The following is a 26650-nucleotide window of genomic DNA, read 5'->3' as shown; positions in this document are numbered from 1 at the left end:
GGCGGCCCCTCGCCTCAGATCTTCGCTTCCACCGCGAACTCGCCTTCGCGCGTCTCCACCGAAGTGATCGCGCCCGCGACGCGGATGTCCGCCTGGATGTCCGCGAACCGGGCCAGCAGATCGGCCGGGCCGGTGACGGTCAGCGTCTCGACGGCGGTCCGCATCGACACCTTCGCGTCCGTCTTGGCCCGCCGGACCGCCGCGATCACCGCGCCGGCCAGGGAAAGCAGCTCCGGGTCGCCGTCGGACGACGCCGCCGTGGGCCACCCGGCCCGGTGCACCGAGCCCTCCTGCCACCACGACCAGACCTCTTCGGTCGCGAACGGCAGGTACGGCGCGAACAGCCGCAGCACCGCCGACAACGCCGTCACCAGCGCCGCCTGCGCCGACGAAGCCGCCGCCGGGCCGAGGTCGCCGTACGCGCGGCCCTTCACCAGCTCGACGTAGTCGTCGCAGAACGTCCAGAAGAACGTCTCCGTCACCTGCAGCGCCCGCGCGTAGTCCAGCGCCTCCAACGCCGCGGTCGCCGAGGACACGACGGCGTCCAGCGACGCCAGCAGCGCCCGGTCGAGGGGGTCCCCCACCACCGCGGAAGCGGACGGCACGCCCAGGCCCAGCACGAACCGGCTCGCGTTGAGCAGTTTCGTCGCCAGGCGGCGGCCGACCTTCATCTGCCCTTCGTCCACCGCCGTGTCGACGCCCGGGCGCGCGCTCGCCGCCCAGTAGCGGACCGCGTCGGAGCCGAAGCGCTCCAGCAGGTCCACCGGCGTGATCACGTTGCCGATGGACTTCGACATCTTCTTGCGGTCGGGGTCGAGCACCCAGCCCGCGATCGACGTCTCCCGCCACGGCAGCACGCCGTGCTCCAGCTCCGCGCGCACCGCCGTCGAAAACAACCAGGTGCGGATGATCTCGTGCGCCTGCGGCCGCAGGTCCATCGGGAACACGCGGGAAAAGAGGTCGTCGTCGAGGGTCCACCGGCCGACGATCTGCGGCGTCAGCGACGACGTCGCCCACGTGTCCATCACGTCGGCGTCGGCGACGAACCCGCCGGGCACGCCGCGTTGCTCGGCGGTGAAGCCCGGTGGGACGTCGCTGCTCGGGTCGACCGGCAGGTCTTCGGGCAGCAGGCGGGCGTCGTAGTCCGGCTCGCCGTGCGCGTCGAGCCGGTACCACAGCGGGATCGGCACGCCGAAGAACCGCTGGCGGCTGACCAGCCAGTCGCCGGCGAGGTTCTCCACCCACGACGAGTACCGGACGCGCATGTGCTTCGGCACCCAGTTCAGTTCCTCGCCCCGGGCCAGCATCTTCTCCCGGAACGCCGGGTCGGTGCCGCCGTTGCGCAGGTACCACTGCCGGCTCGCGACGATTTCCAGCGGCTTGTCGCCCTTTTCGTAGAACTTCACCGCATGCGTGATCGGCCGGGGCTCACCGCGCAGGGCGCCGGCTTCGCGCAGCAGGCCGACCAGGATCTCGCGTCCCGTGTGGACGGTCTTGCCGACCAGCGGCGCGTACGCCTCCGCGGGCACGCCGGCGGGCGCGTCGGGCAGGAACCGGCCGTCGCGGCCCAGCACCACCCGCGTCGCCAGCCGCAGCTCGCGCCACCACGTGACGTCCGTGGTGTCGCCGAACGTGCACACCATCGCGATGCCGCGGCCCTTCCCGGGATCCGCGAGGTGGTGCGCCACCACGGGCACCTCGACGCCGAACACCGGCGTCCGCACGGACTTCCCGAACAGCGGCTTGAACCGCTCGTCGTCCGGGTGCGCCACCAGCGCGACGCACGCGGGCAGCAGCTCCGGCCGGGTCGTCGCGATCACGACGTCGCCGTCCGGTCCGTCGAACGCGAGGTCGTGGAAGGCGCCCGGGCGTTCGCGGTCCTCCAGCTCGGCCTGCGCGACGGCGGTGCGGAACGACACGTCCCAGAGCGTCGGCGCTTCGGCCTGGTAGGCCTCGCCGCGCTCGAGGTTGCGCAGGAACGCGCGCTGCGAGATCAGCCGCGAGTCGTGCCCGATCGTCTGGTAGGTCATCGTCCAGTCGACCGACAGCCCGAGCTGCCGCCACAGCTGCTCGAACACCTTCTCGTCGGTCTCGGTCAGCGTTTCGCACAGCTCGACGAAGTTCCGCCGTGACACGGCCACGACGTTCTTGCCCGGCTTCTCCGGCGGCCGGAAGTCCGGGTCGTAGGGCAGCGACGGCTCGCAGCGGACGCCGAAGTGGTTCTGCACCCGGCGTTCGGTCGGCAGGCCGTTGTCGTCCCACCCCATCGGGTAGAACACCTCGAGCCCGCGCATCCGCTTGAACCGCGCCAGCACGTCGGTGTGGGTGTAGGAGAAGACGTGCCCGATGTGCAGCGACCCGCTGACCGTCGGCGGGGGAGTGTCGATCGAGTAGACCTCTTCGCGGGTCTTCGTTCGGTCGAAGCGGTAGGCGCCGGTGGACTCCCATACGGGTACCCACTTGGCCTCCAGACCGTCGACACCGACCTTGTCCGGGACTCGCGGGCGCTCGTGTGGGTTGCTCATGAAGCAACTCTAGGCGGCCGGAGAACCGCTTTTCGCCGCGGTCGGCAGGTCGCGCATCGTCCGCAGCGGCGAGCAGACGACCCACAGCGCGGCGGCCGCCTCCCCGGCCGCCGCGACCCAGATCGCCCCGCGCAGCCCGAGACCTTCGCCGAGCGCGCCGCCCAGCAGACCGCCGAGCGGCAGCGTGCCCCAGACGAGGAACCGGACGCTCGCGTTCATCCGGCCCAGCAGCCGGTCCGGGCAGATCGCCTGGCGGTAGGAAACCTGGGCGACGTTGTAGACGATCACCCCGAACCCGTAGACGACCTCGCCGAACGCGGCGAGCACGAGCCGCCAGTCCGCGCCGGTCCAGGGGAGCAGCAGGTGCGCGGGCCAGGACAGCAGCGGGACCAGCCAGATCGTGCGGGCGTGCCCGATCCGGCGGGTCAGCGCGCCGGAGAAGATCGCCCCGAGGATGCCGCCCGCGCCGCCGACGGCGAGCATCACGCCGACCAGCGCGGGGGAAAGCCCGACGGTGCGCGTGAAGAACAGCACCTGGACCGCCACGAACGCGCCGCCGAAGAGGTTCGCCGTCGCCGTGCACGCCACGCTCGACCGCAACGGCTTGTCGGAGAAGACGAACCGCAGCCCTTCCGCGATCTGCTGCCCCAGGCGCGTGTGCCCGGTGGGTTCCGGCGCCGGCTCGGCCGCGCGGATCCGCAGCAGGCACAGCGCCGACGTCAGGTAGCCGAAGGCGGTGACCAGCACCGTGCTGGCCGCGCTGATCAGCTGGACCAGCACGCCCGCGCCGCTCGGCCCGGCGACCTGCGCGACCGACTGGACCGCCTGCAGCTTCGCGTTGCCTTCGAGGAGGTGCTCCCGTCCCACGAGCGAGGGCAGGTACGACTGGTAGGCGACGTCGAAGAACACCGTCGCCACGCCGACGACCAGCATGACGACGACCAGCTGCGCGAGCGTCAGCACGCCCGCCCACCAGGCCAGTGGCACGCTTAGCAGCAGCGCGAAGCGGACGAAGTCGGCCGTGAGCATGACCCGGCGGCGGCGCAGCCGGTCCACCCAGACCCCGGCGGGCAGCCCGATCAGCAGGAACGCGACCGTCTCGGCCGCGGTGAGCAGTCCCATCTCGAACGGTGTCGCGGCCAGCGTCACCGCTGCGAGCAACGGAACCGCCGTGTAGCCGACCGCGGTGCCGAACTGGCTGGCCGTGTCGCCGGCCCAGAGCCGCCGGAAATCGGCGTGGAAGAACAGTGACCCCCTGCGCATGGCGACGAGTGTGCCGCGAGTGATTGGAAAGTGTCAATCACTGTTCGCTCTAGGCTGTGCCGGTGCCACCCGAGAAACGACGCACCGCCACCGAAGCCGAGGCCGCCGCGCTGGCCTCCGGAATACGGCTGCGCATCATCCGGTTGACCTTCTCGGAGGCGTTGACGAACAAGGAGCTGGCGCAGCGGCTGGGCCGGGACCCGGCGACGACGCTGCACCACGTGCGCAGGCTCGTCGACACCGGCTTCCTCGCCGCGCAGCCCCCGCGCCGCGGGACCCGGGGCGCCCGGGAAATCCCGTATCTTTCGACGGGCCTTTCGTGGACACTCGACTCATGCGGTGACAAGGACGTGGAGCAGGCGGTACTCGAGGCCTATCTGGCCGAGATCGCCGACACCGGATTCGAGGGCGTGCACCAGACGCGCCTGGTCGTCCAGGTGGCCCCCGAGGAGCGGGCGGAGCTGGAAACCCGGCTCAACGCCCTGCTCGAGGAGTTCCGCGCGCGCCCCCGCCGTCCCGGCGCCGAGCGCACCGCGGTCTACCTCGCCACCTATCCCAGCACGTAAAAGTTCGGTTCCCGCGGCGAAACGTGGGAACATGGAGGCACGATGACAGATCTGACACACACCGAAGACCACGACGACGACCTGTACGACGGTGACCCGTCGACGGGTGAGATGGAGCTCGAGGACCGGGCGTCGCTGCGCCGGGTCAGGGGACTGTCCACGGAGCTCGAGGACGTCACCGAGGTCGAGTACCGGCAACTGCGGCTCGAACGCGTCGTGCTGGTCGGCGTGTGGACCGAGGGCACGGCCCTGCAGTCCGAGGCGTCGCTGGCCGAGCTGGCGCGCCTGGCCGAGACGGCGGGCTCGGAGGTCCTCGAAGGCCTCATCCAGCGGCGGCCGAAGCCGGACCCGGCCACCTACATCGGCTCGGGCAAGGTCAAGGAGCTGCGGGACATCGTCGGCTCCACCGGCGCCGACACCGTGATCTGCGACGGCGAGCTCTCGCCGGGCCAGCTGCGGCAGCTCGAGGAGAAGGTCAAGGTCAAGGTCATCGACCGGACCGCCCTGATCCTCGACATCTTCGCCCAGCACGCCCGGTCCAAGGAGGGCAAGGCGCAGGTCGAGCTGGCCCAGCTGCAGTACCTGATCCCGCGGCTGCGCGGCTGGGGTGCGTCGCTGTCCCGGCAGGCCGGTGGCCGCGCCGGTGGCGCGAACGGCGGCGTGGGCCTGCGCGGTCCCGGTGAGACCAAGCTCGAGACCGACCGGCGGCGGATCAACAAGCGCGTGGCGAAGCTGCGCCGCGAGATCGCCGCGATGGACACCATCCGCGAGACCAAGCGCGGGCGGCGGCTGGCCAACGAGGTGCCCAGCGTGGCGATCGTCGGCTACACCAACGCCGGCAAGTCGAGCCTGCTCAACGCGCTGACCGGGGCCGGGGTGCTGGTGGAGGACGCGCTGTTCGCCACCCTCGACCCGACCACGCGGCGCGCGCAGACCACGGACGGGCGCGGCTACACGCTGACCGACACCGTCGGGTTCGTGCGGCACCTGCCGCACCAGCTGGTGGACGCGTTCCGCTCGACGCTGGAGGAGGCCGCGGACGCGGACCTGCTGCTGCACGTGGTGGACGGGGCCGACCCGGCACCGGAGGAGCAGGTCAGCGCCGTGCGCGAGGTGCTCGGCGAGATCACCCGCAAGCGCAAGGAGCCGCTCCCGCCGGAGCTGCTGGTGATCAACAAGATCGACGCGTCCGACGAGGTCAGCCTCGCCCGGCTGCGGCACGCGCTGGCCGGCTCGGTCCAGGTCTCGGCGCGGACCGGGGCGGGGATCCCGGAGCTCGTCGACGTGCTCGCCGACCGCCTGCCGCGGCCGGAGGTCACCGTCGAGGTCCTCGTGCCCTACACGCGCGGCGAGCTGGTCGCGCGGGCGCACGCGGACGGCGAAGTCCTCGAAGAGGAACACGCCGAGGACGGCACGCGCCTGCTGGTGCGGGTCCGCCCGGACCTCGCCGCGGCTTTGCGCGAGTTCGAGACCAACTCGACCAGGGCCTGAGACGTCTCCGTAGTGTGCGATCCACTGGGGTCGCACACTACGGAGGTGGCTGGGTGCGCTGGGTGGTCGCTTTCGCGGCGGTTTCGCTGGCTTTGCTGAGCGGGCCCGTCCCGGCTTGGGCGGCTCCGGCTCCGGAGCCGCTGTGCACGATGAAGGACTCGCGGATCGGCGAGCTGTCCGGTCTGGTTTCCGACGGCTCGAAGCTCTACGCGATCAACGACGGCGGCACCAAGGCCCAGGTGTTCGTGCTCGGGCGCGACTGCAAGGTGCAGAAGGTCCTCAGCGACAAGACCGACCCGTTCGACGTCGAGGACCTGGCCCGCACGCCCGACGGGACGCTGTGGCTGTCGGACACCGGCGACAACCTGAAGGGGCGGCTGACGGTCGCCCTGCTGGAAATGAGCCCGGCCGGCAAGGTCACGCTGCACCGCCTCACCTACCCCGACGGCCAGCACGACACCGAAGCGCTGCTGATGGACAAGTCGGGGACGCCGTACCTGATCACCAAGGACGTCCTGGGCGAGGCCCGCGTCTACCGGCCTTCCGGGCCGCTGGCCAGCCCGGGCCCGACGAACCTGGAGAAGGTCGGCTCGCTGAAGATCGAGACGACGGACACCCAGGGCGGGCCGGTCGGGTCGATCGGTTCGGTGCTGGTCACCGGCGCCGCTTCGATGGCGGACGGCAGTGTCGTCGCGCTGCGGACGTACACCGACGCCTACGTCTACTCGGTTCCGGACGGCGACCTCCTGGCCGCCTTGCAACGCAACCCCGTCCGGATCCCGTTGCCGGGGGAGAAGCAGGGCGAAGCGATCGCGTTCGACCCCGACGGCACGTTGATTTCCGGTAGCGAAGGGGTGGGCCAGCCCCTCCGCGCGGTGCGGGGCGCGGCGGCTCTGGCCGCGCAGTCCGGCGCACCGGCGGAGGGGACGACCTCGACCGGCGCCGGCGCTTCGTCCGGCTCGGGGGACGGGGCCGGGCTCCCCGTCCTGCCCGCTGCCGGGATCACGCTGGCGGTGGTCGGTGTCGGCTGGTTCGGCTTCAGCAGACTGCGTCGCCGTTCTCGCCGCTGACCTCCGGCTCCCCACGGCCGAAGATCATCCGATCCGGTGAACCTCCCGGGCCGTGCGAAAGCCCGGGAGCACCTTTTTTAAAGCCTGCGGAGCACGGCCACGACCTTGCCGAGCACCGTCGCGTCGTCGCCGGGGATCGGCTCGTACGCCTCGTTGTGCGGCATCAGCCAGATGTGGCCGTTCTTGCGCTTGAACGTCTTGACCGTGGCCTCGCCGTCGATCATCGCCGCGACGATCTCGCCGTTGTCCGCGTCCGGCTGCTGCCGGACCACGACCCAGTCGCCGTCGGTGATGGCCGCGTCGATCATCGAGTCGCCGGTGACCTTGAGCAGGAACAGCTCGCCCTCGCCGACGATCTCCCGCGGCAGCGGGAAGACGTCCTCGATGGCCTGCTCGGCCAGCACCGGGCCACCGGCGGCGATCCGGCCGACCAGCGGCACGTACGCCGCCTTCGGCATGACCGGCTGCTGGTCCATCTCGATGCCCATGGGGTTGTCGTCGGTCGCCGAGAGCACCCCGACCGCGCGCGGGCGGTTCGCGTCCCGGCGCAGGTAACCCTTGCGCTGCAGGGCGCGCAGCTGGTGGGAGACCGACGACGTCGACGTCAGCCCGACCGCTTCACCGATTTCACGGACGCTCGGCGGGTAGCCGAAGCGGCTCACCCACGAGCGGATCACGTCGAGGACCTGCTGCTGGCGGACGGTGAGGGTCTCGTCCACGTCGTACACCTCGGGCATGGCGTGCACCTTGCCCGAGCCACCGGGGGACCCACTGGTCCTGCCCGCCTTGTTCTCCTTCGCCACTGCGTCGCCTCCCAGACGTTCGCTGCACGTATCTGCGCGCCGGCCGCCGCCCGCCGGGTGCGGGCAGCCTCGCCGGGCGGCATCTGCCCGGCAGATGCCCTGGTCACCGACGTTAGCCCCCGGGCACGGCGATTTCAAACATCTGTTCGATCGACACGCCGTGTCCGCTCGATTTTGTCGGTGGTAGGTGGTAGACCTTCGCACGGGCGTTCGATAGAACGCCTGTTCGACCTTGATCCGCCGACCGGCCCCGGCCCGCGGAAACAGGCGGACACCAGGGTTTCGAGGAGGTTCGGATGTCCATTCTGGCCGAACGCGGGCCGATGCGCCCGGCGACTCCGGTCCCGGCGCAGCCCCGCCCCGTGCACGTGCTGCGCGGCCGCCGCGGCGAAGTGCAGCGCCCGCCGACCCGCGCCCGGGTCGTGGCGGGCCGCCGCCCGGCCGGCTCGCCCTGCGCGGCGCCCCGCCGGGTGCCGGTGCGGTGGCCGTGGCTCGCCGCGCTCGGCGTCGCGAGCTGCCTGGTGGTCGCCGGTCTCGGCCTGCTGGGCGGCGGCACCCCGGGTGCCCCGGTGCCCGCGCGGACCGCGACGGTGTCGGTCGAGCAGGGCGACACGCTCTCTTCGCTGGCCGCGCGCTTCGCGCCGGAGAGCGAGCCGGGTGCGGTCGTCGCCCGGATCAAGGAGCTCAACCGCCTGGACCAAGCCGTCCTCGTACCCGGGCTGCCCCTCACAGTCCCGGTCGCCGACGCACCCTGAGCCGTCTCCCTTCTCCGGGGATGCCGAATCCGGCTCGCCGCGAAACGGCGTTACCGGCCTGGGTGGGCACGTTCGACGGCGCCGGCCAAGATTCACTCGGCCCGGTGAAATCACCAGCCGGTCCGACGGAGTGCCGCCGCGACGGCTTGCCGCGTCGGCGAAACCGGCTCGGGCCGCTCCGGTCCATTCGCGACGGGAGCCGCCGGGACGGCGTTAGCGCCCCCTCCCGCGGGAGGTCTCACCCGGCCGGGTCCGACACGCCGTCGCAGCTTGCGCGAGCTCGCGCCGAGTTCTACTGTCGCCCGCTATATGTAGTAGTTACACCGCTGTAGTTGGTCCACAGGTTGGGGTAAACTGGGTAGCAGTTGTCCACAGCTGGCCGTCTTTCACCCACCGGATGTCCACAAGTCGATCACCAGGTGCAGGGGTACCGGGCGGTCGCGGCACGGCCACGCGTGGTGGCCGGGGGACGTCGACCGGGGCGGGCGGCGATGAGGGGAAGGTGATCGGCGGATGAGGTGCCCGTTCTGCCGGCATGCGGACTCCCGGGTCGTCGACTCCCGAGAGGTGGATGAAGGCCAGGCGATCCGCAGGCGGCGCTCGTGCGCGTCGTGCGGACGGCGGTTCACGACGTCGGAGACGATGGTGCTCGCCGTCGTCAAGCGGTCCGGGGTCACCGAACAGTTCAGCCGGGACAAGGTGGTGAGCGGCGTCCGCCGCGCCTGCCAGGGCAGGCCGGTCGACGACGACGCGCTGCAGCAGCTCGCGCAGCGCGTGGAGGAGTCGATCCGCTCCGCCGGTCTGGCGGAGATCCCGAGTCACGAGGTCGGCCTGGCCATCCTGGGCCCGCTGCGTGAGCTCGACGGGGTCGCCTACCTCCGGTTCGCCAGCGTCTACCGCTCCTTCTCGTCCGTCGAGGACTTCGAGAAGGAGATCGCCGATCTGCGTGAGGCCATGGCGGGTTCTGCTGCTCCGGAGGAGAGCGATCAGCGCGAAGACGGCGATTGAGTCGTCCCGCTGCGGGAGTGAGGGTTCGACCGATGACCGAAACCGTGGGAACCGGGACCGGCGCGGCCGCCGGCAAGAAGAGCAAGGCAGCCGGCGGGCTGAGCGTGAAGCGCGTCTTCACCACCGAAGGGCAGCACCCCTACGACCAGGTGACCTGGGAACAGCGCGACGTCGTGATGACGAACTGGCGCGACGGCTCGGTCAACTTCGAGCAGCGCGGCGTGGAGTTCCCCGACTTCTGGTCGGTCAACGCCACCAACATCGTCACCAGCAAGTACTTCCGCGGCGCCGTCGGCAGCCCGCAGCGCGAGCGCAGCCTCAAGCAGCTCATCGACCGGGTCGTGAAGACCTACGTCAAGGCCGCGAGCGACCACGGCTACTTCACCTCGCCGCAGGACCTCGAAATCTTCGAGCACGAGCTCACCTGGATGCTGCTGCACCAGGTCTTCAGCTTCAACTCCCCGGTCTGGTTCAACGTCGGCACGGCGTCGAAGCAGCAGGTCAGCGCGTGTCAGCCGTACGACGCCCTGGTGAGCACCCCCGGCGGCGCGGTACCGATCGGCCGCTTCGTCGAGCTGGACGCCGTGGGTGCCAAGGTCTACGACGCGCACGGGCTGACCAAGGTCGTCGCCACCAAGGCGAACGGGATCAAGGAAGTCCTGCGAGTCACGACGAAGTCGGGGCACGTCCTGGACGTCACGGCCGATCACCTCGTGTGGCGTGCGAGTGCGGGCGGCGGGAAGTTCGTGCCCGCCGGCGAGCTGCGGGTCGGGGACCAGCTCGAATGGCACCGCCGCGCCGCTTTCGGTGAAGAGGAGATCAGGGAAACCGACATCGCCGAAGCCGCGCTGGCGGGCTGGTTGCAGTCGGACGGTTTCGTCGGGCAGTACGAAGGCACGAACCGCTCGCTCACCATCGAAGCGATGACCGTGAACGACGCCGAGCTGAGCTGGGTGCGCAACGCGCTCGACCGCGTCTTCCCGGACGTCCACCGCCACGAACGTGCCGTCGAAACCCAGGACGAGACACTCGACTGCCGCCGAACCCGGCTCTACGGCAACGTCCTCGAGAACTTCGTCGAGGCCTGGGGCTTGCGTGCTCGCGGCGTCGACATGGTGGTGCCGGAGTTCCTGTACACGGCGCCGCTTCCGGTCGTGGCCGCGTACCTGCGGAGCCTCTTCCAGGCGGAGGGCTACGTTTCCGCGCGGGAGCGGTCCACCTTGGTCGCGCTGGACATGATCGGTGAAGACCTGGTCCGTGGTCTCCAGCAGCTGCTGGCCCGGTTCGGCATCTTCGCCCGGGTGGGCCGTAAGAAGGAGAGCCGGCCGGATCGGCACGACCTCTGGGGCATCCGGATCCAGAACGCCGGTGACCGGCGGATCTTCGCGGACGAGATCGGCTTCGTCGATCCGGTGAAGACCGCGAAGCTGGAGGCGTCGTTCGAAAAGCCCGGCCTGGCCGCCCACGAGCGGAAGCGGCTGGAGATCGCCGCGATCGAAACCCGTGGCGAGCTGCCGGTCTACGACATCCAGACGGAATCCGGCGAATACCTTTCCGGGAACCTCCGGGTCCACAACTGTTTCATCCTCGCCGTCGACGACACGATAGAGTCGATCCTCAACTGGTACCGCGAAGAGGGCCTGATCTTCAAGGGCGGCTCCGGCGCGGGCCTGAACCTCTCCCGCATCCGGTCCTCGAAGGAACTGCTCACCTCCGGCGGCACCGCGTCGGGCCCGGTCTCGTTCATGCGCGGCGCCGACGCGTCCGCGGGCACCATCAAGTCCGGCGGCGCCACCCGGCGCGCGGCGAAGATGGTCGTGCTCGACATCGACCACCCGGACATCGAAGAGTTCGTCCGGACGAAGGCCCGCGAAGAGGAGAAGATCAAGGTCCTCCGCGACGCCGGGTTCGACATGGACCTCTCCGGCGCGGACATCTCCTCGGTGCAGTACCAGAACGCGAACAACTCGGTCCGCGTGTCCGACGAGTTCATGCAGGCGGTCGAGAACGGCACCGACTTCGGCCTGCGCGCCCGGCTCACCGGCGAGGTGATCGACCGGACCGACGCGAAGAAGCTGTTCCGCGGCGTCGCGCAGGCCGCGTGGGAGTGCGCCGACCCCGGCATCCAGTACGACGGCACGATCAACGACTGGCACACCTGCCCGGAGTCGGGCCGGATCACCGCGTCGAACCCGTGCAGCGAGTACATGCACCTCGACAACTCGAGTTGCAACCTCGCGTCGCTCAACCTGCTCAAGTTCGTCACGCCCGAGGGCACGTTCGACGCGCCGCTGTTCGCCCGCGCGGTCGAGTTCGTCATCACCGCGATGGACGTCTCGATCTGCTTCGCGGACTTCCCGACCGAGCCGATCGCCGACACCACGCGGAAGTTCCGCCAGCTCGGCATCGGCTACGCGAACCTCGGCGCGCTGCTGATGGCGCTGGGCCACGCGTACGACTCCGACGGCGGCCGCGCGCTCGCGGCGTCGATCACGTCGCTGATGACGGGTGTTTCCTACCGCCGCTCGGCCGAAATGGCCCAGGCGGTCGGCGCGTACGAGGGCTACGCGCGCAACGCCGAATCGCACCAGCGCGTGATGCGCAAGCACGCGGCGGCGAACGAGCTCGTCCGCACCTACCACTCGAACGACGCCGCGGTCCGCGCGCTGGCGACGCAAGAGTGGAAGAAGGGCATCGACATCGGCACGAAGCACGGCTGGCGCAACGCGCAGGCGTCCGTGCTCGCGCCCACCGGCACCATCGGCTTCATGATGGACTGCGACACGACCGGCATCGAGCCGGACTTCTCGCTGGTCAAGTTCAAGAAGCTCGTCGGCGGCGGCTCGATGCAGATCGTCAACCAGACGGTGCCGCGCGCGCTCGAAGCGCTGGGTTACCAGGCCGAGCAGGTCGAGGCGATCGTCGAGTTCGTCGCGCAGAACGGCCACGTCGTCGACGCGCCGGGCCTGCGTCCCGAGCACTACGAGGTGTTCGACTGCGCGGTCGGCGAGCGCTCGATCGCGCCGATGGGCCACGTCCGGATGATGGCCGCGGTGCAGCCGTTCCTGTCGGGCGCCATCTCGAAGACGGTCAACATGCCGGAGTCGGCGACGGTCGAAGAGGTCGAGGAGATCTACTTCCAGGGCTGGAAGCTCGGCCTCAAGGCCCTCGCGATCTACCGCGACAACTGCAAGGTCGGCCAGCCGCTGTCGACGGCCAAGAAGGACAAGGCCGTGGCGGAGCCGGAGAAGGTCGTCGAGTACCGCCCGGTCCGCAAGCGCCTGCCGAAGAAGCGCCCGAGCCAGACGGTGTCGTTCACGGTCGGCGGCGCGGAGGGCTACCTGACGGCGGGTTCGTACCCGGACGACGGCCTCGGCGAGATCTTCGTCAAGCTGGGCAAGCAGGGTTCGACCCTGGCGGGCGTGATGGACGCGTTCTCGATGTCCATTTCGGTCGGCCTCCAGCACGGCATCCCGCTCGAGTTCTACGTCTCGAAGTTCTCGAACCTGCGCTTCGAGCCGGCCGGCATGACCGACGACCCGGACATCCGCATCGCGACGAGCGTGATGGACTACCTCTTCCGCCGCCTGGCCCTGGACTACCTGCCGCACGAAAAGCGCACGCAGCTGGGCATCCTGTCGGCGGACGAGCGCTCGGCGGAGGTCGAGGCGAACTACGGCACGCCGTCGAACGTCGACCTCGAGGCCCTGCAGTCCACAGTGGACTCCTCGCCGGAGCCGCACGCGGAGGAAACGGGCCACCCCCACCGCGAAGCCCAGACGACGACGGAGCTGATGGAGCTCCGCCTCGGCAAGGCCGCGGACGCCCCGCTGTGCATGACGTGCGGAACGAAGATGCGCCCGGCAGGCTCGTGCTACGCCTGCGAGGGCTGCGGCGCGACTTCGGGTTGTAGCTGACGGCCCGGGTGACGGGACGCGCGCGTCCCGTCACCCGGCTCGGCCCGGCGGGCAAACGCGTTGACCCCGCGCGAATACTGGACGGGTGGAGTACGTCCTGGCCGGCTACGCGGCGCTTCCCCGATCGAGCACCGTCTCGGTGAGCGCCTGCCTGGCCGACCTGGTCCCCGCCGAGCCGGACTGGGACGACTGGTTCCCCGACGCCGCCGCGGCCGCTCGCACCGGCCACGCGGTCTACGAGATCGGCTTCCCGGCGAAGGACGTACCGGTGCTGCTGGCGGAGTTCGCGGCCGCCGGCGCGGGCGGCCTGCCGGACCGCCTGGCCCGCGCCGAACCGCCGCACCACTTCGGCGACGGAAAGCTGCTGGGCTTCGAGCCGGTGGGCTTCGACTGCGGTCTCTGCCACTCCTGGGGCTGCCTCGGCGGTCTGGTCGACGACGTCCGCCACGCCACCGGCATTCGTGCCCGCGACGGCCTGATCGAGGATGAAGCCGCCGCCGTCGAGGCGGCCCGCTGGCTCACGGCGTCCGGCCTCAGCGACCCGAAGGTCTTCTTCTGGACCCCGGCGGTGCTGATCGGCGTGCCGGCTACTCCACTCCGTGGGACAGGCCCTGGATGATGAAGTTGCGCGCCAGCCCGACGTGTGCAAGCGCTTGGTCGAACTCGATGTCCACGGGACCTTGATCGGCCCGCGGGGCGGCCCGAAGACGTACGGCTTGAGCACCCCGATCGTGTAGTGCGTGCGCCGCCGTCCGTCGGCCCGGGTCGCGCGGCCCAGGACGCGGTAGCGGAAGTCGTTCATCGCGTACCACCAGTCTTCGCTCTGCGTGGCGCCGCTGCCGTCGTCCTGGACGTCGGTGTTCTGCCAGCCGGTGTCGAAGTAGCCCTCGTCCGGCGCCGAGCGCAGGGCGTTCTGGACGATCGCTTCGAACAGCGGGAGGTCGCGACGGATTTCCGCCGGGCTGACGTACTTCGTGGTCCCGGAGCTCCGCAGCCAGTGGCGGAGGTGGTCGCCGCCGTGCGGCCGGCCCGTGACGCTCAGGATCCCGGCGGCGTCGGCCAGCACGACCCGCAGGCCTTCGTCGTCCTTCGTGGCGGTCAGGTCGCCCCGCGACTGCTCGGCCGTGTCGGTGTGGGCCTCCTCGACCGGCTGGAAGCGGTTGGCCTCGTCGACGACCTCCTGCGCGGCGATCTTGGCCTGCCGCAGGTGCTCGTCCGCGTCGGCGACCGACGGGATGCGCTCCACCGAAGGCGACGGCGGGTGCCACAGCAGCGACGCCGTCTTCCGGTCGACGACGTCAGCCAGGTGGAGCAGCTTGTGGACGGTGCCCTGTGCGTTCATCATCCGCACGATCGGCGGGCGGTCCCACGGGAACAGGTCCGGCTCGTGGTCGAACGAAACGCCGCCGTCGTCGTGCACGGTCGCCCACATCTCCGGCTCGGGGAGCCCCGCCTGCCAGATCCCGTGGTGCGCCGCCTCGAGCAGCACGGCGTTGGCGTCGACGTACTTCTGCGTGGCACCCAGGCGGTCGCCGGCCTGGTGCATGGCGGCGCGCGCGGCGTCGCCTCCGCTGCCCCGCCACGCCGGATTGTCGACGGGCCGCACCACCGTCCGGTCGAAGTCGGCGACCTGGCCGCTCAGGGCGTCGGCGAGCGAGCGCCAGCCTTCCGCGCACTGGTTGAGCCGGCCGATCGGGAAATCCTTGAGTGCCCGGTAATCCGCTCGCATGGCCCCCTAGCCCAAGATCGCTCGCAGCTTCTCGCTGTGCGTCTTTTCCGCGCCGGCGTAGAGTTTCGACGCTTTGTCGATGTTCCGGCCGAGATCGCGGATGTTCTCGGCGAGCGCGTGCAACGAGCCTTCCCAGGGCGCGATCATCGCGCGGACTTCGTCGCCGACCGCCCAGTCCCCCTCGGGCAGTCTCAGCGGGAAGCGTCCGCGACGGCGTCACCCGCTTGCGCGGTGTCGTGCGCGACCCGCCTCGCGGCGGCGGCGATTTCCCCCAGCGCGGCCGGTTCGACCGTGTAGCCGTCTTCGATCGACATCGGACCCCCCCACCTCGTACGTCGAATGCCGAGCAGTTTACGCGCGCGGCATCATCGACGCGATGACTTACGCACAGTGGCTCCAGGACTTCGAAATCGAAGCCGAACGCCGTGAACAGCGCGAAGATCCGCACTGGGCGCGGGGTGCGCGCCTGCATCCCGACGTCGCGAAGAGCATCCAGCGGTTCCAGGTCGGCGAAGCCGGCGACGGGGCCAACCTCATCGCGAAAGCCGGCAGCGGCGACTACCTCGCCGCCGTGAAGCTCTTCGTCGCCGAGGAGCAGAACCACGCGCGGATGCTCGCCGAGCTGCTGGCCGCCGCCGGGGTGCCGACCATCGGGGCGCACTGGTCCGACACCGTGTTCGTCCGGTTGCGGCGGGCGCTCGGGCTGCGGCTGGAACTCATGGTGCTGCTCATCGCCGAAGTCGTCGCGCTGCGGTACTACCGCGCCCTGCGTGACGGCGGCGGCGATCCGCTCCTCACCGAAGTCGCCGCCCGGATCCTCGCCGACGAAGAGCGGCACGTGCCCTTCCACTGCCACCGGCTGCGCGGCGAGTTCCCGAAAGCCGTGCGTGCCCTCGTGTTAGGGACTTGGCGGGTCCTGCTGCTCGGCGTCACGATCACCGTCGCGCTCGACCACGGCCGCGCCTTACGGCAGCTCGGCGTCGGGCGGCGGGAGTTCGCCGTCGACGTCCTAGCAGCCTTCGATGCCGCCCTCGCGAGGCTCTAGTAACCCGGCCAGCTCCCGAAGCGATGCCGTGATCCGCTCCACCGGCACACCCCGCGACGTCTGGTGCAGGAACAGCTCCGGTGCCAACGGTGCCAGGAGGACATCCGCCAGCACGTCGGGATCCGCGACCTCCGCCGCCTCCGCGAGGACCCGTACGTGCGTGCGCCAGAACCCGTACGCGCCCGTCGTGAACCGCGAGTGGCCGACCTCCGCGCCCAGCACCAGGTGCGCGTGCCGCTCCAGCAACTCCACCATCGCCACGTAGAACGCCGCCAAGCGCTCCGCCGGGGGAGCGCCCGGGCCCAGCGGGGGCTCGCCGCGCAGCAGGGACTCCTGCAGGCGGCGCTCGTGCTCGTCCAGCAGCGCCACCGCGATCGCCGCGCGGTCCGGGTAGCGGCGGTACAGCGTTCCGCGGCCGACGCCGGCCGCGCGGGCGATGTCCTCCATCGTCACCTCGGCCGCGCCGCGGGCGGTGAACAGCTGCTCGGCCGCGGCCAGGATCTTGGCGCGGTTGCGGGCCGCGTCGGCGCGTTCGGGCATGGCCGCGAGCCTAGGGAATAACCGGACGCGGTGTCCAGTTGAACAGAAGTGGACAAGGCGTCCACTTGAGGAGGAACCGTGACCCACCTGCTGCATCTCGACTCCAGCGCCCGCCGCCGGTCGTTCTCCCGCGAGCTGTCCGCTCACTACGCCCGAGCCTGGGACGGCACCCGCACCTACCGTGACCTCGCCGCCGACCCCGTGCCGGTGATCGGCGAGGCCTGGACCGAAATCTGCGACGCCCTGCTCACGAAGGGGATCACCGACCCCGCGCGCTACGCCGAGGTCGTCGAAACACCCGCACAAAAGCGCGCCTGGGCTGTCGTCGAGCCGCTCCTGGCCGAACTGCTCGAAGCCGACGTCGTCCTGATCGGCGCGCCGATGTACAACTTCGCCATCCCGGCCGCCCTCAAGACCTGGATCGACCAGGTGACGTTCCCGCGGATGTCCCTCAGGGGCAAAGCGTTCGTCATCGCCGGCGCCCGCGGCGGAACCTACGCGCCCGGCACCCCGCGAGCCCCCTTCGACCACCACGAGCGCTACCTGCGCGACTTCATCGCCGGACACTACGACGTCGACGACGTCCGCTTCGTGCACGCCGAGCTCACCAACGCCCTGGTCGACCCGCACCTGGCCGCGCGTGAAGACGAGCGCGTCGCTTCGCGCGAAGCCGCGTTCAGGGCGCTCTGATGGGCTGGGTGACGCTCGTCTTCGCCGGGTTCGTCGAGATCGCCTGGTCGCAGAGCATCAAACCGACGGAGAACTTCACCCGGCCGTGGCCGACGCTGCTGTGCTTCGTGCTCGGCGCGGCCGCCGTCTACCTGCTCTCGCGTGCGATGGACACCGTCCCGGTGGGCACGGCCTACGCCGTGTTCACCGGGATCGGTGCCGTCGGGGCGATCGCGCTCGGCGTCGTCGTCAACAAGGATCCGCTGAGCGTCGGCCGGGTGGCCGCGCTGGCCCTCGTCGTCGGCGGCGTCGTGCTCGCGCGCGTCACTTCGTGAGCTGCTCCCACAGGAACTCGAACACCAGCGCCCACTTGAACGCCAGCTGCTCGTTGTCCGCCGCGGCACCGTGGCCGCCTTCGATGTTTTCGTGATACCGGACGTCGTGCCCCTGCTCACGCATCCGCGCCACCATCTTGCGGGCGTGGGCGGGGTGCACGCGGTCGTCGCGCGTCGACGTCACGAACAGCGAAGGCGGGTACGAACGTCCACTGTGGACGTTCTGGTACGGCGAGTACTGCGCGATGTACTCCCATTCCGCGGCCTCGTCCGGGTCGCCGTACTCGGCCATCCAGGACGCGCCGGCCAGCAGCAGGTGGTAGCGGCGCATGTCGAGCAGCGGCACCTGGCTGACGATCGCGCCGAACCGCTCCGGGTAGCGCGTCAGCATCACGCCCATCAGCAGCCCGCCGTTGCTGCCGCCCTGGATGCCGAGCTTCGCCGGCGTCGTGATGCCGCGCTCGACCAGGTCCGCGGCCACCGCGGCGAAGTCCTCGTAGACGCGGTGGCGCTCGGCCTTGATCGCCTGCGTGTGCCAGCCGGGCCCGTACTCGCCGCCGCCGCGGATGTTCGCGACGACGTACGTGCCGCCGCGCGAAAGCCAGCCGCGGCCGATCATCCCGCTGTAGGACGGCGTCAGCGAAACCTCGAAGCCGCCGTAACCGGTCAGCAGCGTCGGGCCACCCTCGGCGCCGGACGGCCGGACGACGAAGTACGGGATCTTCGTGCCGTCCTCCGACGTCGCGAAGTACTGAGCCACGCCCATGCCCGAAGCGTCGAAGAACTCCGGAGCCTGCTTCAGCACTTCGACCTCTTCGCCGACGTGGCCGTAGCTCAGCGTCGACGGCTGCAGGAAGCCGCTGGAGTTGATCAGGTACTCGTCGCTGACGTCGGGATCGGTGTCGAAGATGTCCGCGCTGCCGAACTCGGGCCCGCCGGAAAGGGGCTCCTCGGTCCAGCCGTCCGGGCCCGGGGTGAGCGTGCGCAGCTCGGTGCGGACGTCGCGCAGCGTGCCCAGCAGCAGGTGGTTGCGCGTCCAGGCCCAGTAGTCGAGCGACGTGTGCTCGTCCGGCGTGAACAGCGTGGCGAAGGTGCGGTCACCGGCCATGAAGTCGGCGAAGCGGATGCCGATCAGCGAGCCGGCCGGGTGCTCGGTGCCCTCGACCGTCCACGCCGTGCGCGGCCGGACCAGCAGCCATTCGCGGTGCACGGACGCGCTCGCGTCGTCGGGCACGTCGATCTTGACGAGCGCGCCGTCCGTCCGCAGGTACAGCTCTGAGCGGTAGAAGTCGATCGCGCGGCTGACGAAGTCGCGTTCGAAGCCCTCGGTCGGGTCGTGGGACGCGCCGATCGAGACGTCGTCGGGCTTGCCCTCGTAGACCAGGGTCGCGGCTTCGAGCGGCGTGCCGCGCCGCCACTCCTTCGCCAGCCGCGGGTAGCCGGAGCTGGTCAGCGTGCCCGGGCCGAAGTCCGTTCCCAGGTAGACGCGGTCCTCGTCGATCCAGCCGATCCGCGTCTTGGCCTCGGGGACGGTGAAGCCGTCCTCGACGAACTCGTGCGCGTCGAGGTCGAACTCGCGCACGACGGTGGCGTCCGCGCCGCCGCGGGACAGCTCGACCAGGCCGCGCCGGTAGCCCGGGCGCAGCACGGTGGCGCCCTGCCAGACCCAGTTCTCGCCCTCGGCTTCGGCGAGCGCGTCGACGTCGAGCAGCAGCTCCCACTCGGACTCGGCCCGCCGGTAGGACTCCAGCGTCGTCCGCCGCCACAGGCCACGCGGGTGGCTCGCGTCCTGCCAGAAGTTGTAGAGCAGCTCGCCGCGGCGGCGCACGTACGGGATCCGGTCGTCGGCGTCGAGCACTTCGCGCAGCTCGTCGCGCACTTCGGCGAAACGCGCTCCGGTGGTCAGCTCGGCCAGCGCCTCACCGTTGCGGGCGCGCACCCAGTCCAGCGCGTCGTCGCCGGTCACGTCTTCCAGCCACAGGTACGGGTCCTCGACACTCATGCCCCCAGTCTTGCCCGAGGGCGGGCCTGGTGGCCACCGGGTGGCGTTTTCGTTTCGTGATCCCCGCCTCCCGGGTGGTCCGTATGCTGGTGCCACCGAGCAGGGGGAGATCGTGAACGACGCCGAGCCGTCACCGCCGGGGACGGCCCCGCCGGCCGAGCCCGCGTGGGCGCCCGAGCCGAATCCGTGGGCCCCGAACTGGGCCGCCGCGCCGCCCGTCCCCATCGCCCCGCCACCCAACCGGCTCTGGGGCGCCGTCGCCGGGGTCCTGATCGTCGTGCTGACGATCTCCCTGGTCGCGGCCACCATCCCGCGGCGCGTGGACGGGCGTGCCTTCGCCGCGCAGGGCGCCGGCACCGGCCGGGCCTTCGGCGGCACCGGCTCGACGGTGAAGTCCGTGCCGGAGTTGGCCCGCAACCCGCTGCTGTCCGACGGCATCACGCCCGGGCCGGCGACGTGCGCGCTGCCTGACCTCGGCCGGTCCGCCGACCAGCTCGAGGCGTACTACGGCAGGCTTGCCGACTGCCTGGCGGAGTCCTGGCGCCCGGCCCTGGAGAAGGCGAACGAGCCGAGGCTGATCGTCACGGTCTCGGTGAAGCTGCCCGAGCACAGCGCGTGCGGCGACGCGCCGACGGAGAACGAAGCCGTCGCCTACTACTGCGGCGGCGACACCACGATCTACGCGCCGACCGACTGGATGCTCTCGGACGCCGGGCTCAACAAGGCCCGGCACATCGCGACGATCGCCCACGAGTACGGCCACCACGTGCAGCGCGAGAGCGGCATCCTGTCGGCGGCGGCGGACAAGATGACGTCGCCGAACGAGGACAGCGCGGCCGACAAGGAGGTCGTGCGCCGGATCGAGCTGCAGGCCAACTGCTTCGGCGCGCTCTTCCTGGCGGCCGTCGCCGGTACCGGCTCGCTCAGCCGCTCGCTGGCGAACGCCGCCGTCGCCGACTACGGCCGGGCCGACGACAGCGACACCCACGGCTCCCGCAAGCACCAGCTCTCCTGGGCGAAGGCGGGTTACGACGGCAAGACGACGAAGGCGTGCGACACCTGGAGCGCCCCGGTCGCCGAGGTCAGCTGACCGCCCACGCGGGATCGCGGCCGAGCAGGGCCAGGAACCGGTCGAGCTCGCTCGCGCCGGCGGGAACCTCGACGCTGTGGGCGAACGAGTTGTTCTTCTCGCGGCCTTCGTCGGGGATCCGCTCGGCCAGCTCGAGGGCGAGGTGTACGGCTTCGGCGTCCGGCTCGTAGGGCAGGCCGAGCGTGCGGGCCAGGTCCCAGCCGTGCGCGACGGTGTCGACCAGGTGCATGTGGGCGGCGACCGGGCCGGGGAACGTGCCGAAGTGGTTGATGGTGAGCTGCCGCTCCAGCACGGCGTCGTCGGCGAAGGCGTCGAGGAAGTCGTCGACGGAGGCCGCGTACGCGCCTTGGGCGTCGTCGCCGAGCTCGCCGGCATCCCAGTCCGGCGCCGAGCCCTCGCGGGCGGCCGTCGCGAAGGCGTGGTTCTCGCTGACCTGGTGGCGGAGCAGGTCGGCCAGCGTCCAGCCCGCGCACGGCGTGGCGCGGGCGAGGTCGGCGGGCGTCACGGTCGCGACGATCTTGTCGAGGACGAGCAGGGCGCGGCGGTCGAGTTCGCGGAGATCCATGCCTCGCACGCTAGGCGGGCCAGCGGACCACGGACAGTGCCAAATCCATGGCACTTGTGGTGGGCCAATCTAGACTGGCGCCGGTGGAGATCCACATCGACCTGACCGGCACGCGCGGGCACCGCGACGCGATCTACCGGCAGCTCCGCGCGGCGATCCTGGCCGGCCGGATCCGGCCGGGGGAGGCGCTGCCGCCGACTCGTGAGCTCGCTCAGCGGCTGGCGGTCTCCCGGACGACGGTCAGCGCGGCCTACGACCGGCTCACCGCCGAGGGCTTCCTGGCCGGCCGCGTCGGCGCCGGCACGTTCGTCACGGCGTCCGCGTCGGCGCGCCCGGAGCCCTCACCGGTGTCCGGCGTACGGCCGCTGCCGGAGTGGGACGCCGTTCCGCCGCCCCCGGCGCCGTTCGCCCCGGCGCCGGAGTTCGACTTCCGGCCCGGCGTCCCCGACCTGACCCGGTTCCCGTTCGACACCTGGCGCCGCCTGGTCACGCAGCGGCTGCGCGCCGGGCAAGCTGACCTGATGACCTACGGCGACCCGCAGGGGCTGGCGTCGCTGCGCACCGAGATCGCGCGGCACGTGGCGGTGTCGCGGGACGTACGGGCGAGCGCGGCGCAGGTCGTCGTGACCGCGGGCGCGCAGCAGACGACCGACCTGGTCGCGCGCGTGCTGCTGCGCACCGGTGACCTCGCCGCCGTCGAGGACCCCGGTTACCCGCCGCCGCGGCTGGTGCTCGCCGCGCGGGGGATCCGGGTCGCGCCGGTGCCGGTGGACGCGTCCGGCATAGTCGTCGGCGCGATCCCGGCCGGGACGCGGCTGGTGTACGTGACGCCGTCGCACCAGTACCCGCTGGGGCTGTCGATGTCGCTGGACCGGCGGCTCGAGCTGCTCGACTGGGCCGAGCGGAACGACGCGGTGCTCGTCGAGGACGACTACGACACCGAGTTCCGCTACACCGGGCGGCCGCTGGAACCGTTGCACAGCCTCGATTCCCGCGGCCGGGTCGTGTACGTCGGCTCGTTCTCGAAGGTGCTTTCGCCCGCGCTGCGGCTGGGTTTCCTCATCGCGCCGCCGTCGCTCGTGCCCGCGTTGGTCAAGGCCCGGTACCTGACCGACTGGCACGCGCCGAACGTCGAACAGGCGGCGCTGGCGGCGTTCATGGCCGAAGGCGGCTTCGCCCGGCACGTCCGGCGGATGCGGAAGGTGTACCGGGAGCGGCACGAGCTGCTGTCCCGGTCGCTGGCTTCGTTCGCGGACTTCCTGACGCCGTTGCCGTCGTCGGCGGGCCTGCACCTGAGCGCGGTGGCGCCGTCGGATTGCGGTCCGCTGGTCCGCGCGGCCCGGCGGCACGGCGTACGGCTGTACTCGTTGGGGGACTTCGGGGTGGGGGAGCGGCGGCACGGGCTGGTGTTCGGTTACGGTGCGGTCGCGGCCGAGCGGATCGAGCCGGGACTGGCCCGGCTGCGGGCACTGGCGGACGGGGGAGCGGCATGACCGACGACGTGATGGTGGCGATCGACGCCGGTCTGCGTCAGCACATCGGCGGCGACCGCGCGGGCGCGTACGCGACGTTCACGGCGTTGTGGGACTCGATCGGCCCGGACGGCGACCCGCTGCACCGCGTCGCACTGGCGCACCACATGGCCGACGTCTGCGACGACCCGGCCGAAGAGCTCGAGTGGGACCTGCGCGCACTGGCGGCGGCGGATTCCCTGACCGACTCGCGGGCCCAGGAGTACCACGCGTCCCTGGCGGTGCGCGGGTTCTACCCGTCGCTGCACCTCAACCTGGGCGAGGACTACCGCAAACTGGGTGACCTCGCGGCCGCCCGCGAGCAGCTGGCCCTGGCCCGGGCCCGCCTCGACGCCCTCTGCGACGACGATTACGCGGCCGGAATCCGCTCGGCACTGGACGGCCTGGCCGAACGCCTCGGCTGAATCGGTTCGAATACCACGAACACGCCCCGTTTGCCGGACTTTCGCCCGGTGCCGGTGGCACCTACCCTGTGGTGATCCAGCTCACCGACGGGAAGGATCGCCATGCGGATTGCGGATCTGCTGCGCACGAAGGGGACCGCGGTCGCGACGGTCACCCCGGAAACCACGGTGACCACACTGCTGACCGCCCTGGCCGAACACAACGTCGGCGCGATGGTGGTCGTCGCCCCCGACGGCTCGATCGCGGGCATCGTCTCGGAGCGCGACGTGGTCCGCCGCCTGAACGAGCGAGGCCCGGCTCTGCTGGACGGCCAGGTTTCGGAGATCATGACGAAGCTGGTGGCGAGCTGCTCCCCGGACGACTCGGTGGACCAGCTGTCGGTCCTGATGACGGAGCGCCGCATCCGCCACGTACCGGTCCTGGCGGACGGCCACCTGGCGGGGATCGTGTCCATCGGGGACGTGGTGAAGAACCGGATGGAGCAGCTGGAGCAGAGCCAGGAACAGCTACAGAACTACATCGCCCAGGGCTGACGTCGGTGTCCGGCTCGCCCCGTGCGGGCGAGCCGGCTCACTTCATGCCCAGCAGTGCTCGCTCGGCGCTGTCGATCAGGTCTTTGTAGGTGAGAACCTCGACCCGGTTGGTGTGTGAGTTCAGCGTCCGCAGCGTGTCGTTGATGTCTTCTTCGGAGACATCCGGCTGCACCTTCGGGTGTCCGATCAGCACCAGCGCGTCGGCACGACGAGTCTCGATCCCGAACCTCCGCCGGATTTCGTGCCGTTCCTCGTCGAGGGACACGAGGTAGTTGATCGCCTGACCGACGGCGTCGTGTACTTCCGCGGTCGGAACCCACGCATTGCGGTGGCGCTTCACCAGTGCACGCACTTGCATCGAACGCTTCAGCTCGACGACATGAAGCGCACCGTCCGCCCTGATCAGGGGAATATCGAGTTCGTTGCCCGCGGTCAGGCGGCGTTCAGCGGCTTCGCCGAGGAATCGGCCGCCGAAGATCCAGATGTTTTGCCGCAAGAGGAGGTGCAAGTCTGCTTCGGAGGCAGCGGGGTCCTCGGCGATCCTGCGCAGTTCGTCGAGACCGGCGGCTTGCCGCTTCAATTCCGCGGCACGGAGAATCATCTGCGCGTGATCCTCGTCCGCGAGCACGGCCAGGGCATCCGGCGAGGTCGCCACTGCCCGTGCGGCTTCGGCCGGATCTTCGACATCGATCCGGTTGCGGAACACCTGCTCGAGCCAGAGCGCCATTTCGGCCCGCCCTCGGACGACCCGGTAACGGCCCGGCCGGTCATCGGGAGCTTCGGCGAATGCACCGTCGGCGGCCAAGGAGACGAGTTCGCGGAGGAGTTCGTCCGCGGTGATATCCGGCCGGCCTTCCAGGATTTCGCGTCCGCATCCTTCCACGTACTGGGAGGTCGCCCGCATGACGCCCCGGAACAAGTTCAGATTGCTCTTCTTGCGCGCACCGTCCTGGAAGAGGAGGAAGCGTTCTTCGAACTCCGGCTTGGACGACCGGCCTTCGCAGTAGTCCAATGCGTCCTGTAGAAGGCGGACGACCTGCCACTCGTCGTCCTCTGTTGCGCGAAGGCGAGCGACTTCCAGCAGATGAACCAGTCTTTGCCCGCCGCGTCGATTGCCTCGTTTGCCACTTCGCAGGTAGCCCAGCGCGGCCGCAATCGCGGCTTTGACGTCTTCGCCCCGAGCTTGTTGTTCGGTCTGCTCGATCTGCCTTTCGAGTGCGTAGTCGACTCGGACGTTCATTCCCGCCACCCCGACAACTCCACCCCCTTCGCCACATCCACCCGGTAAGCCAGCTTCACCTCACCGGTCTCCCCAGCCGCCAGCGTCAGCTTCCACGTGAACTCACCCAGCGCCGAAGTCTCCACCGGCTCCGGCGAAGTCTTCACGTCCTTCACCGTCACCGCGTCGTCCCGGGAAACCGGTGCCTGGTCCAGCACCGTCACCACGGCCTCCCGAGGCCCGTGGTTCCCCACCGAAATCCGGTACTCCACCTCACGCCGCTTCTGCCCGCCCATGACCGCCTTCGACGCGGAACGCCGCACCAGTTCCCGTTCGACCCGGATCCGGTCGTCGACCCCCAGCGCCAATTCCAGCTCCTCCCCGGGAGCCCACGGTTCCAGCACAGTCGTCCCCACGAACTCCGCCTCGTGAAACACCGAAGCCCGTCCGGGCCGCAGGGCAAGCGAAGAGGAATTGACCACCACAGCCCGCAGATAAGCCTCCTCCGCCAGCACCGGCGCGGTCACGTAACCCAAAACGGCCGTGAGCGAAAGCGAAGCTAACGTCGTCCGGTGCCCCTGGGCCCCCGAAGGCACCGCCACCGGACGCGAAGGCCGGTACGTCACCGCCGTCGTCCCCTGCTCGACCGAAGCCAGCTTCGGTGCCATCGCGGGAGCAGCCATCGCGAACCGGGCCATCCGCGCGCCTTCCGGAATCCCGCCGCCCGAACCCCCGTACGCCGCCGCCGGAGCCGCCGGAGCCGGGTGCACCCGATCCAGGTACCACGGCGAAAGCTCCGGTACCACCACCGAAACCGCGGGCCGCGCGGTCGACAAAGCGAGTTCGCACTCCGGCCAGTCCTCGCCCGTGTACTGGCTGACCAGCCCGTACGACACCACGGTCACGCCGGTCCCGCGCACCCGGATGTCGTACCCCGGCTCCCAGCTCGCCCCGGGGACCACATAGGACAGTTCCAGCTCCGCCGATCCGGCCGGATCCGAGATCTCCAGCTCCACCACCACCGAAGTACTGTCCTCTTCGGACTGTGCGCTGTGCTCGCCGATCCGCCGGTCCAACGCCGCGAGGTCCTCGCGCAGGCGGGTGATCCGATCCGACAGCACCCGCCGGGACTTCAGCGCCGCGGCCAGCCGCGAGCTCAGCGCGTCCGTCACCTCGCCCACCCGCGCGGGCTCCGCCGTCCCGGCCGCCAGCGCCTTCGCGAAGCTGCCTCCGCTCCGCTTCGCCAGCGAAGTCAGCAGATCCACCTTCATCGCTTCGGCCGCTTCGTCGTCCACGACGCCGTCGAGCGTCGCCTGGTCCGCGCGCCGCTGCTCGACGAGCGCGCGCAACGCCGCGTCGGCCGGCGACGCGTGCCGCTCGGTCCGCACGTCCACCCCGGTGATCAGCGCCGGGCCCGTGCCGGTGACGCGCACCGAAGCCGGGTCGAGGGCCAGGGGCAGGCCCGCGAACGTCAGGCGCGGCCCGCCGTCCAGCGGCGCTTTCCCCCGGCGGGTGATGCGGGCCTGCTGCGGGTGGACGGTCACGGCGGCGATCGGAGCTTCCACGGTCGGCATGCCTCCGACGTTAG

Annotated in this window: 23 protein-coding genes; 15 read left to right on the top strand and 8 right to left on the bottom strand. The window is 70.8% G+C overall.

Features of this window, described 5'->3' with window-relative positions:
* Nucleotides 1-14: 14 nt before the first annotated feature.
* Entirely contained in the window at nucleotides 15-2525 is a 2511-nt protein-coding gene (gene valS, locus MUY14_RS24545) for a valine--tRNA ligase (RefSeq protein ID WP_247012232.1), read from the bottom strand.
* A 9-nt stretch (nucleotides 2526-2534) separates the two neighbouring features.
* Nucleotides 2535-3788 carry an MFS transporter gene (locus tag MUY14_RS24540; protein ID WP_247012230.1) on the bottom strand — a complete coding sequence of 418 codons (1254 nt, stop codon included), beginning with the start codon at nucleotides 3786-3788 and terminating at the stop codon, nucleotides 2535-2537.
* Nucleotides 3789-3850: 62 nt separating this feature from the next.
* Between MUY14_RS24540 and MUY14_RS24535 the strand changes: the two genes are divergently transcribed.
* From MUY14_RS24535 to MUY14_RS24525, 3 genes are read left to right on the top strand one after another with little or no spacing between them, the layout of a single operon-like run.
* A complete protein-coding gene (locus MUY14_RS24535) occupies nucleotides 3851-4354 on the top strand; it encodes a transcriptional regulator (protein ID WP_247012228.1) in 504 nt (167 codons plus the stop codon).
* Between the two features lie 42 nt (nucleotides 4355-4396).
* Nucleotides 4397-5845, top strand: coding sequence for a GTPase HflX (gene hflX / locus MUY14_RS24530; RefSeq protein ID WP_247012226.1), 1449 nt, complete (start codon nucleotides 4397-4399; stop codon nucleotides 5843-5845).
* 53 nt (nucleotides 5846-5898) lie between these two features.
* A complete protein-coding gene (locus MUY14_RS24525) occupies nucleotides 5899-6915 on the top strand; it encodes an esterase-like activity of phytase family protein (protein WP_247012224.1) in 1017 nt (338 codons plus the stop codon).
* Nucleotides 6916-6992: 77 nt separating this feature from the next.
* On the opposite strand, the gene lexA is transcribed toward MUY14_RS24525, so the two are convergent.
* Nucleotides 6993-7652 carry a transcriptional repressor LexA gene (gene lexA, locus MUY14_RS24520; RefSeq protein WP_169735242.1) on the bottom strand — a complete coding sequence of 220 codons (660 nt, stop codon included), beginning with the start codon at nucleotides 7650-7652 and terminating at the stop codon, nucleotides 6993-6995.
* Nucleotides 7653-8014: 362 nt separating this feature from the next.
* On the opposite strand from lexA, the gene MUY14_RS24515 reads away from it, so the two are divergent.
* The 6 genes from MUY14_RS24515 to MUY14_RS24490 all read left to right on the top strand — a co-directional run bounded on the left by MUY14_RS24515 (nucleotide 8015) and on the right by MUY14_RS24490 (nucleotide 16172).
* Nucleotides 8015-8473 (top strand): LysM peptidoglycan-binding domain-containing protein, encoded by a 459-nt coding sequence (locus tag MUY14_RS24515; RefSeq protein ID WP_247012222.1) that lies wholly within the window; start codon nucleotides 8015-8017, stop codon nucleotides 8471-8473.
* Nucleotides 8474-8986: 513 nt separating this feature from the next.
* Nucleotides 8987-9481 carry a transcriptional regulator NrdR gene (gene nrdR, locus MUY14_RS24510; protein WP_086676168.1) on the top strand — a complete coding sequence of 165 codons (495 nt, stop codon included), beginning with the start codon at nucleotides 8987-8989 and terminating at the stop codon, nucleotides 9479-9481.
* Nucleotides 9482-9513: 32 nt separating this feature from the next.
* Nucleotides 9514-13398: a vitamin B12-dependent ribonucleotide reductase gene (locus MUY14_RS24505; RefSeq protein WP_247012219.1), complete on the top strand. Its 3885-nt coding sequence runs from the start codon at nucleotides 9514-9516 to the stop codon at nucleotides 13396-13398.
* Nucleotides 13399-13483: 85 nt separating this feature from the next.
* Entirely contained in the window at nucleotides 13484-14017 is a 534-nt protein-coding gene (locus MUY14_RS24500) for a hypothetical protein (RefSeq protein WP_247012217.1), read from the top strand.
* 378 nt (nucleotides 14018-14395) lie between these two features.
* A complete protein-coding gene (locus MUY14_RS24495) occupies nucleotides 14396-15424 on the top strand; it encodes a hypothetical protein (RefSeq protein WP_247012215.1) in 1029 nt (342 codons plus the stop codon).
* A gap of 79 nt (nucleotides 15425-15503) precedes the next feature.
* Entirely contained in the window at nucleotides 15504-16172 is a 669-nt protein-coding gene (locus tag MUY14_RS24490; protein WP_247012213.1) for a ferritin-like domain-containing protein, read from the top strand.
* On the opposite strand, the gene MUY14_RS24485 is transcribed toward MUY14_RS24490, so the two are convergent.
* Nucleotides 16137-16712, bottom strand: coding sequence for a TetR/AcrR family transcriptional regulator (locus MUY14_RS24485; RefSeq protein WP_247012211.1), 576 nt, complete (start codon nucleotides 16710-16712; stop codon nucleotides 16137-16139). The two genes, MUY14_RS24490 and MUY14_RS24485, sit on opposite strands and share 36 nt — an antisense overlap.
* Nucleotides 16713-16790: 78 nt before the next feature.
* Between MUY14_RS24485 and MUY14_RS24480 the strand changes: the two genes are divergently transcribed.
* Together MUY14_RS24480 and MUY14_RS24475 are read left to right on the top strand one after the other, a co-directional pair.
* On the top strand, nucleotides 16791-17402 hold the full coding sequence (locus MUY14_RS24480; protein WP_247012209.1) for an FMN-dependent NADH-azoreductase: 612 nt from the start codon (nucleotides 16791-16793) through the stop codon (nucleotides 17400-17402).
* Entirely contained in the window at nucleotides 17402-17716 is a 315-nt protein-coding gene (locus MUY14_RS24475) for a multidrug efflux SMR transporter (RefSeq protein ID WP_247012207.1), read from the top strand. The genes MUY14_RS24480 and MUY14_RS24475 overlap by 1 nt, the downstream gene beginning before the upstream one ends.
* On the opposite strand, the gene MUY14_RS24470 is transcribed toward MUY14_RS24475, so the two are convergent.
* On the bottom strand, nucleotides 17706-19718 hold the full coding sequence (locus tag MUY14_RS24470; protein WP_247012205.1) for a prolyl oligopeptidase family protein: 2013 nt from the start codon (nucleotides 19716-19718) through the stop codon (nucleotides 17706-17708). The genes MUY14_RS24475 and MUY14_RS24470 overlap by 11 nt on opposite strands.
* Before the next feature lie 112 nt (nucleotides 19719-19830).
* Here MUY14_RS24470 and MUY14_RS24465 point away from each other — a divergent pair, with 112 nt between their 5' ends.
* Entirely contained in the window at nucleotides 19831-20808 is a 978-nt protein-coding gene (locus MUY14_RS24465) for a neutral zinc metallopeptidase (protein ID WP_247012203.1), read from the top strand.
* On the opposite strand, the gene MUY14_RS24460 is transcribed toward MUY14_RS24465, so the two are convergent.
* Nucleotides 20801-21373 (bottom strand): TIGR03086 family metal-binding protein, encoded by a 573-nt coding sequence (locus MUY14_RS24460; RefSeq protein WP_247012202.1) that lies wholly within the window; start codon nucleotides 21371-21373, stop codon nucleotides 20801-20803. The two genes, MUY14_RS24465 and MUY14_RS24460, sit on opposite strands and share 8 nt — an antisense overlap.
* 83 nt (nucleotides 21374-21456) lie before the next feature.
* Between MUY14_RS24460 and MUY14_RS24455 the strand changes: the two genes are divergently transcribed.
* The 3 genes from MUY14_RS24455 to MUY14_RS24445 all read left to right on the top strand — a co-directional run bounded on the left by MUY14_RS24455 (nucleotide 21457) and on the right by MUY14_RS24445 (nucleotide 23843).
* Nucleotides 21457-22866, top strand: a complete 1410-nt coding sequence (locus MUY14_RS24455; RefSeq protein WP_247012199.1) for a PLP-dependent aminotransferase family protein — start codon at nucleotides 21457-21459, stop codon at nucleotides 22864-22866.
* Nucleotides 22863-23309 (top strand): hypothetical protein, encoded by a 447-nt coding sequence (locus MUY14_RS24450; protein WP_086857934.1) that lies wholly within the window; start codon nucleotides 22863-22865, stop codon nucleotides 23307-23309. The genes MUY14_RS24455 and MUY14_RS24450 overlap by 4 nt, the downstream gene beginning before the upstream one ends.
* A 102-nt stretch (nucleotides 23310-23411) precedes the next feature.
* The gene (locus MUY14_RS24445; protein WP_247012197.1) at nucleotides 23412-23843 is read left to right on the top strand and encodes a CBS domain-containing protein; all 432 of its coding nucleotides are present in this window, start codon (nucleotides 23412-23414) and stop codon (nucleotides 23841-23843) included.
* A 37-nt stretch (nucleotides 23844-23880) separates the two neighbouring features.
* On the opposite strand, the gene MUY14_RS24440 is transcribed toward MUY14_RS24445, so the two are convergent.
* Entirely contained in the window at nucleotides 23881-25083 is a 1203-nt protein-coding gene (locus MUY14_RS24440) for a Shedu anti-phage system protein SduA domain-containing protein (RefSeq protein ID WP_247012195.1), read from the bottom strand.
* On the bottom strand, nucleotides 25080-26636 hold the full coding sequence (locus MUY14_RS24435) for a DUF4139 domain-containing protein (RefSeq protein WP_247012193.1): 1557 nt from the start codon (nucleotides 26634-26636) through the stop codon (nucleotides 25080-25082). Before MUY14_RS24435 ends, MUY14_RS24440 begins: the two co-directional genes overlap by 4 nt.
* Nucleotides 26637-26650 lie beyond the last annotated feature (14 nt).

Origin of the sequence: Amycolatopsis sp. FBCC-B4732 (genome assembly GCF_023008405.1) — a bacterium.
In the GTDB taxonomy this organism is placed as follows: Bacteria; Actinomycetota; Actinomycetes; order Mycobacteriales; family Pseudonocardiaceae; genus Amycolatopsis; species Amycolatopsis pretoriensis_A.
The sequence above is the reverse complement of the archived record's forward strand: the minus strand, read 5'-3'. Positions and strand labels throughout refer to the sequence as shown.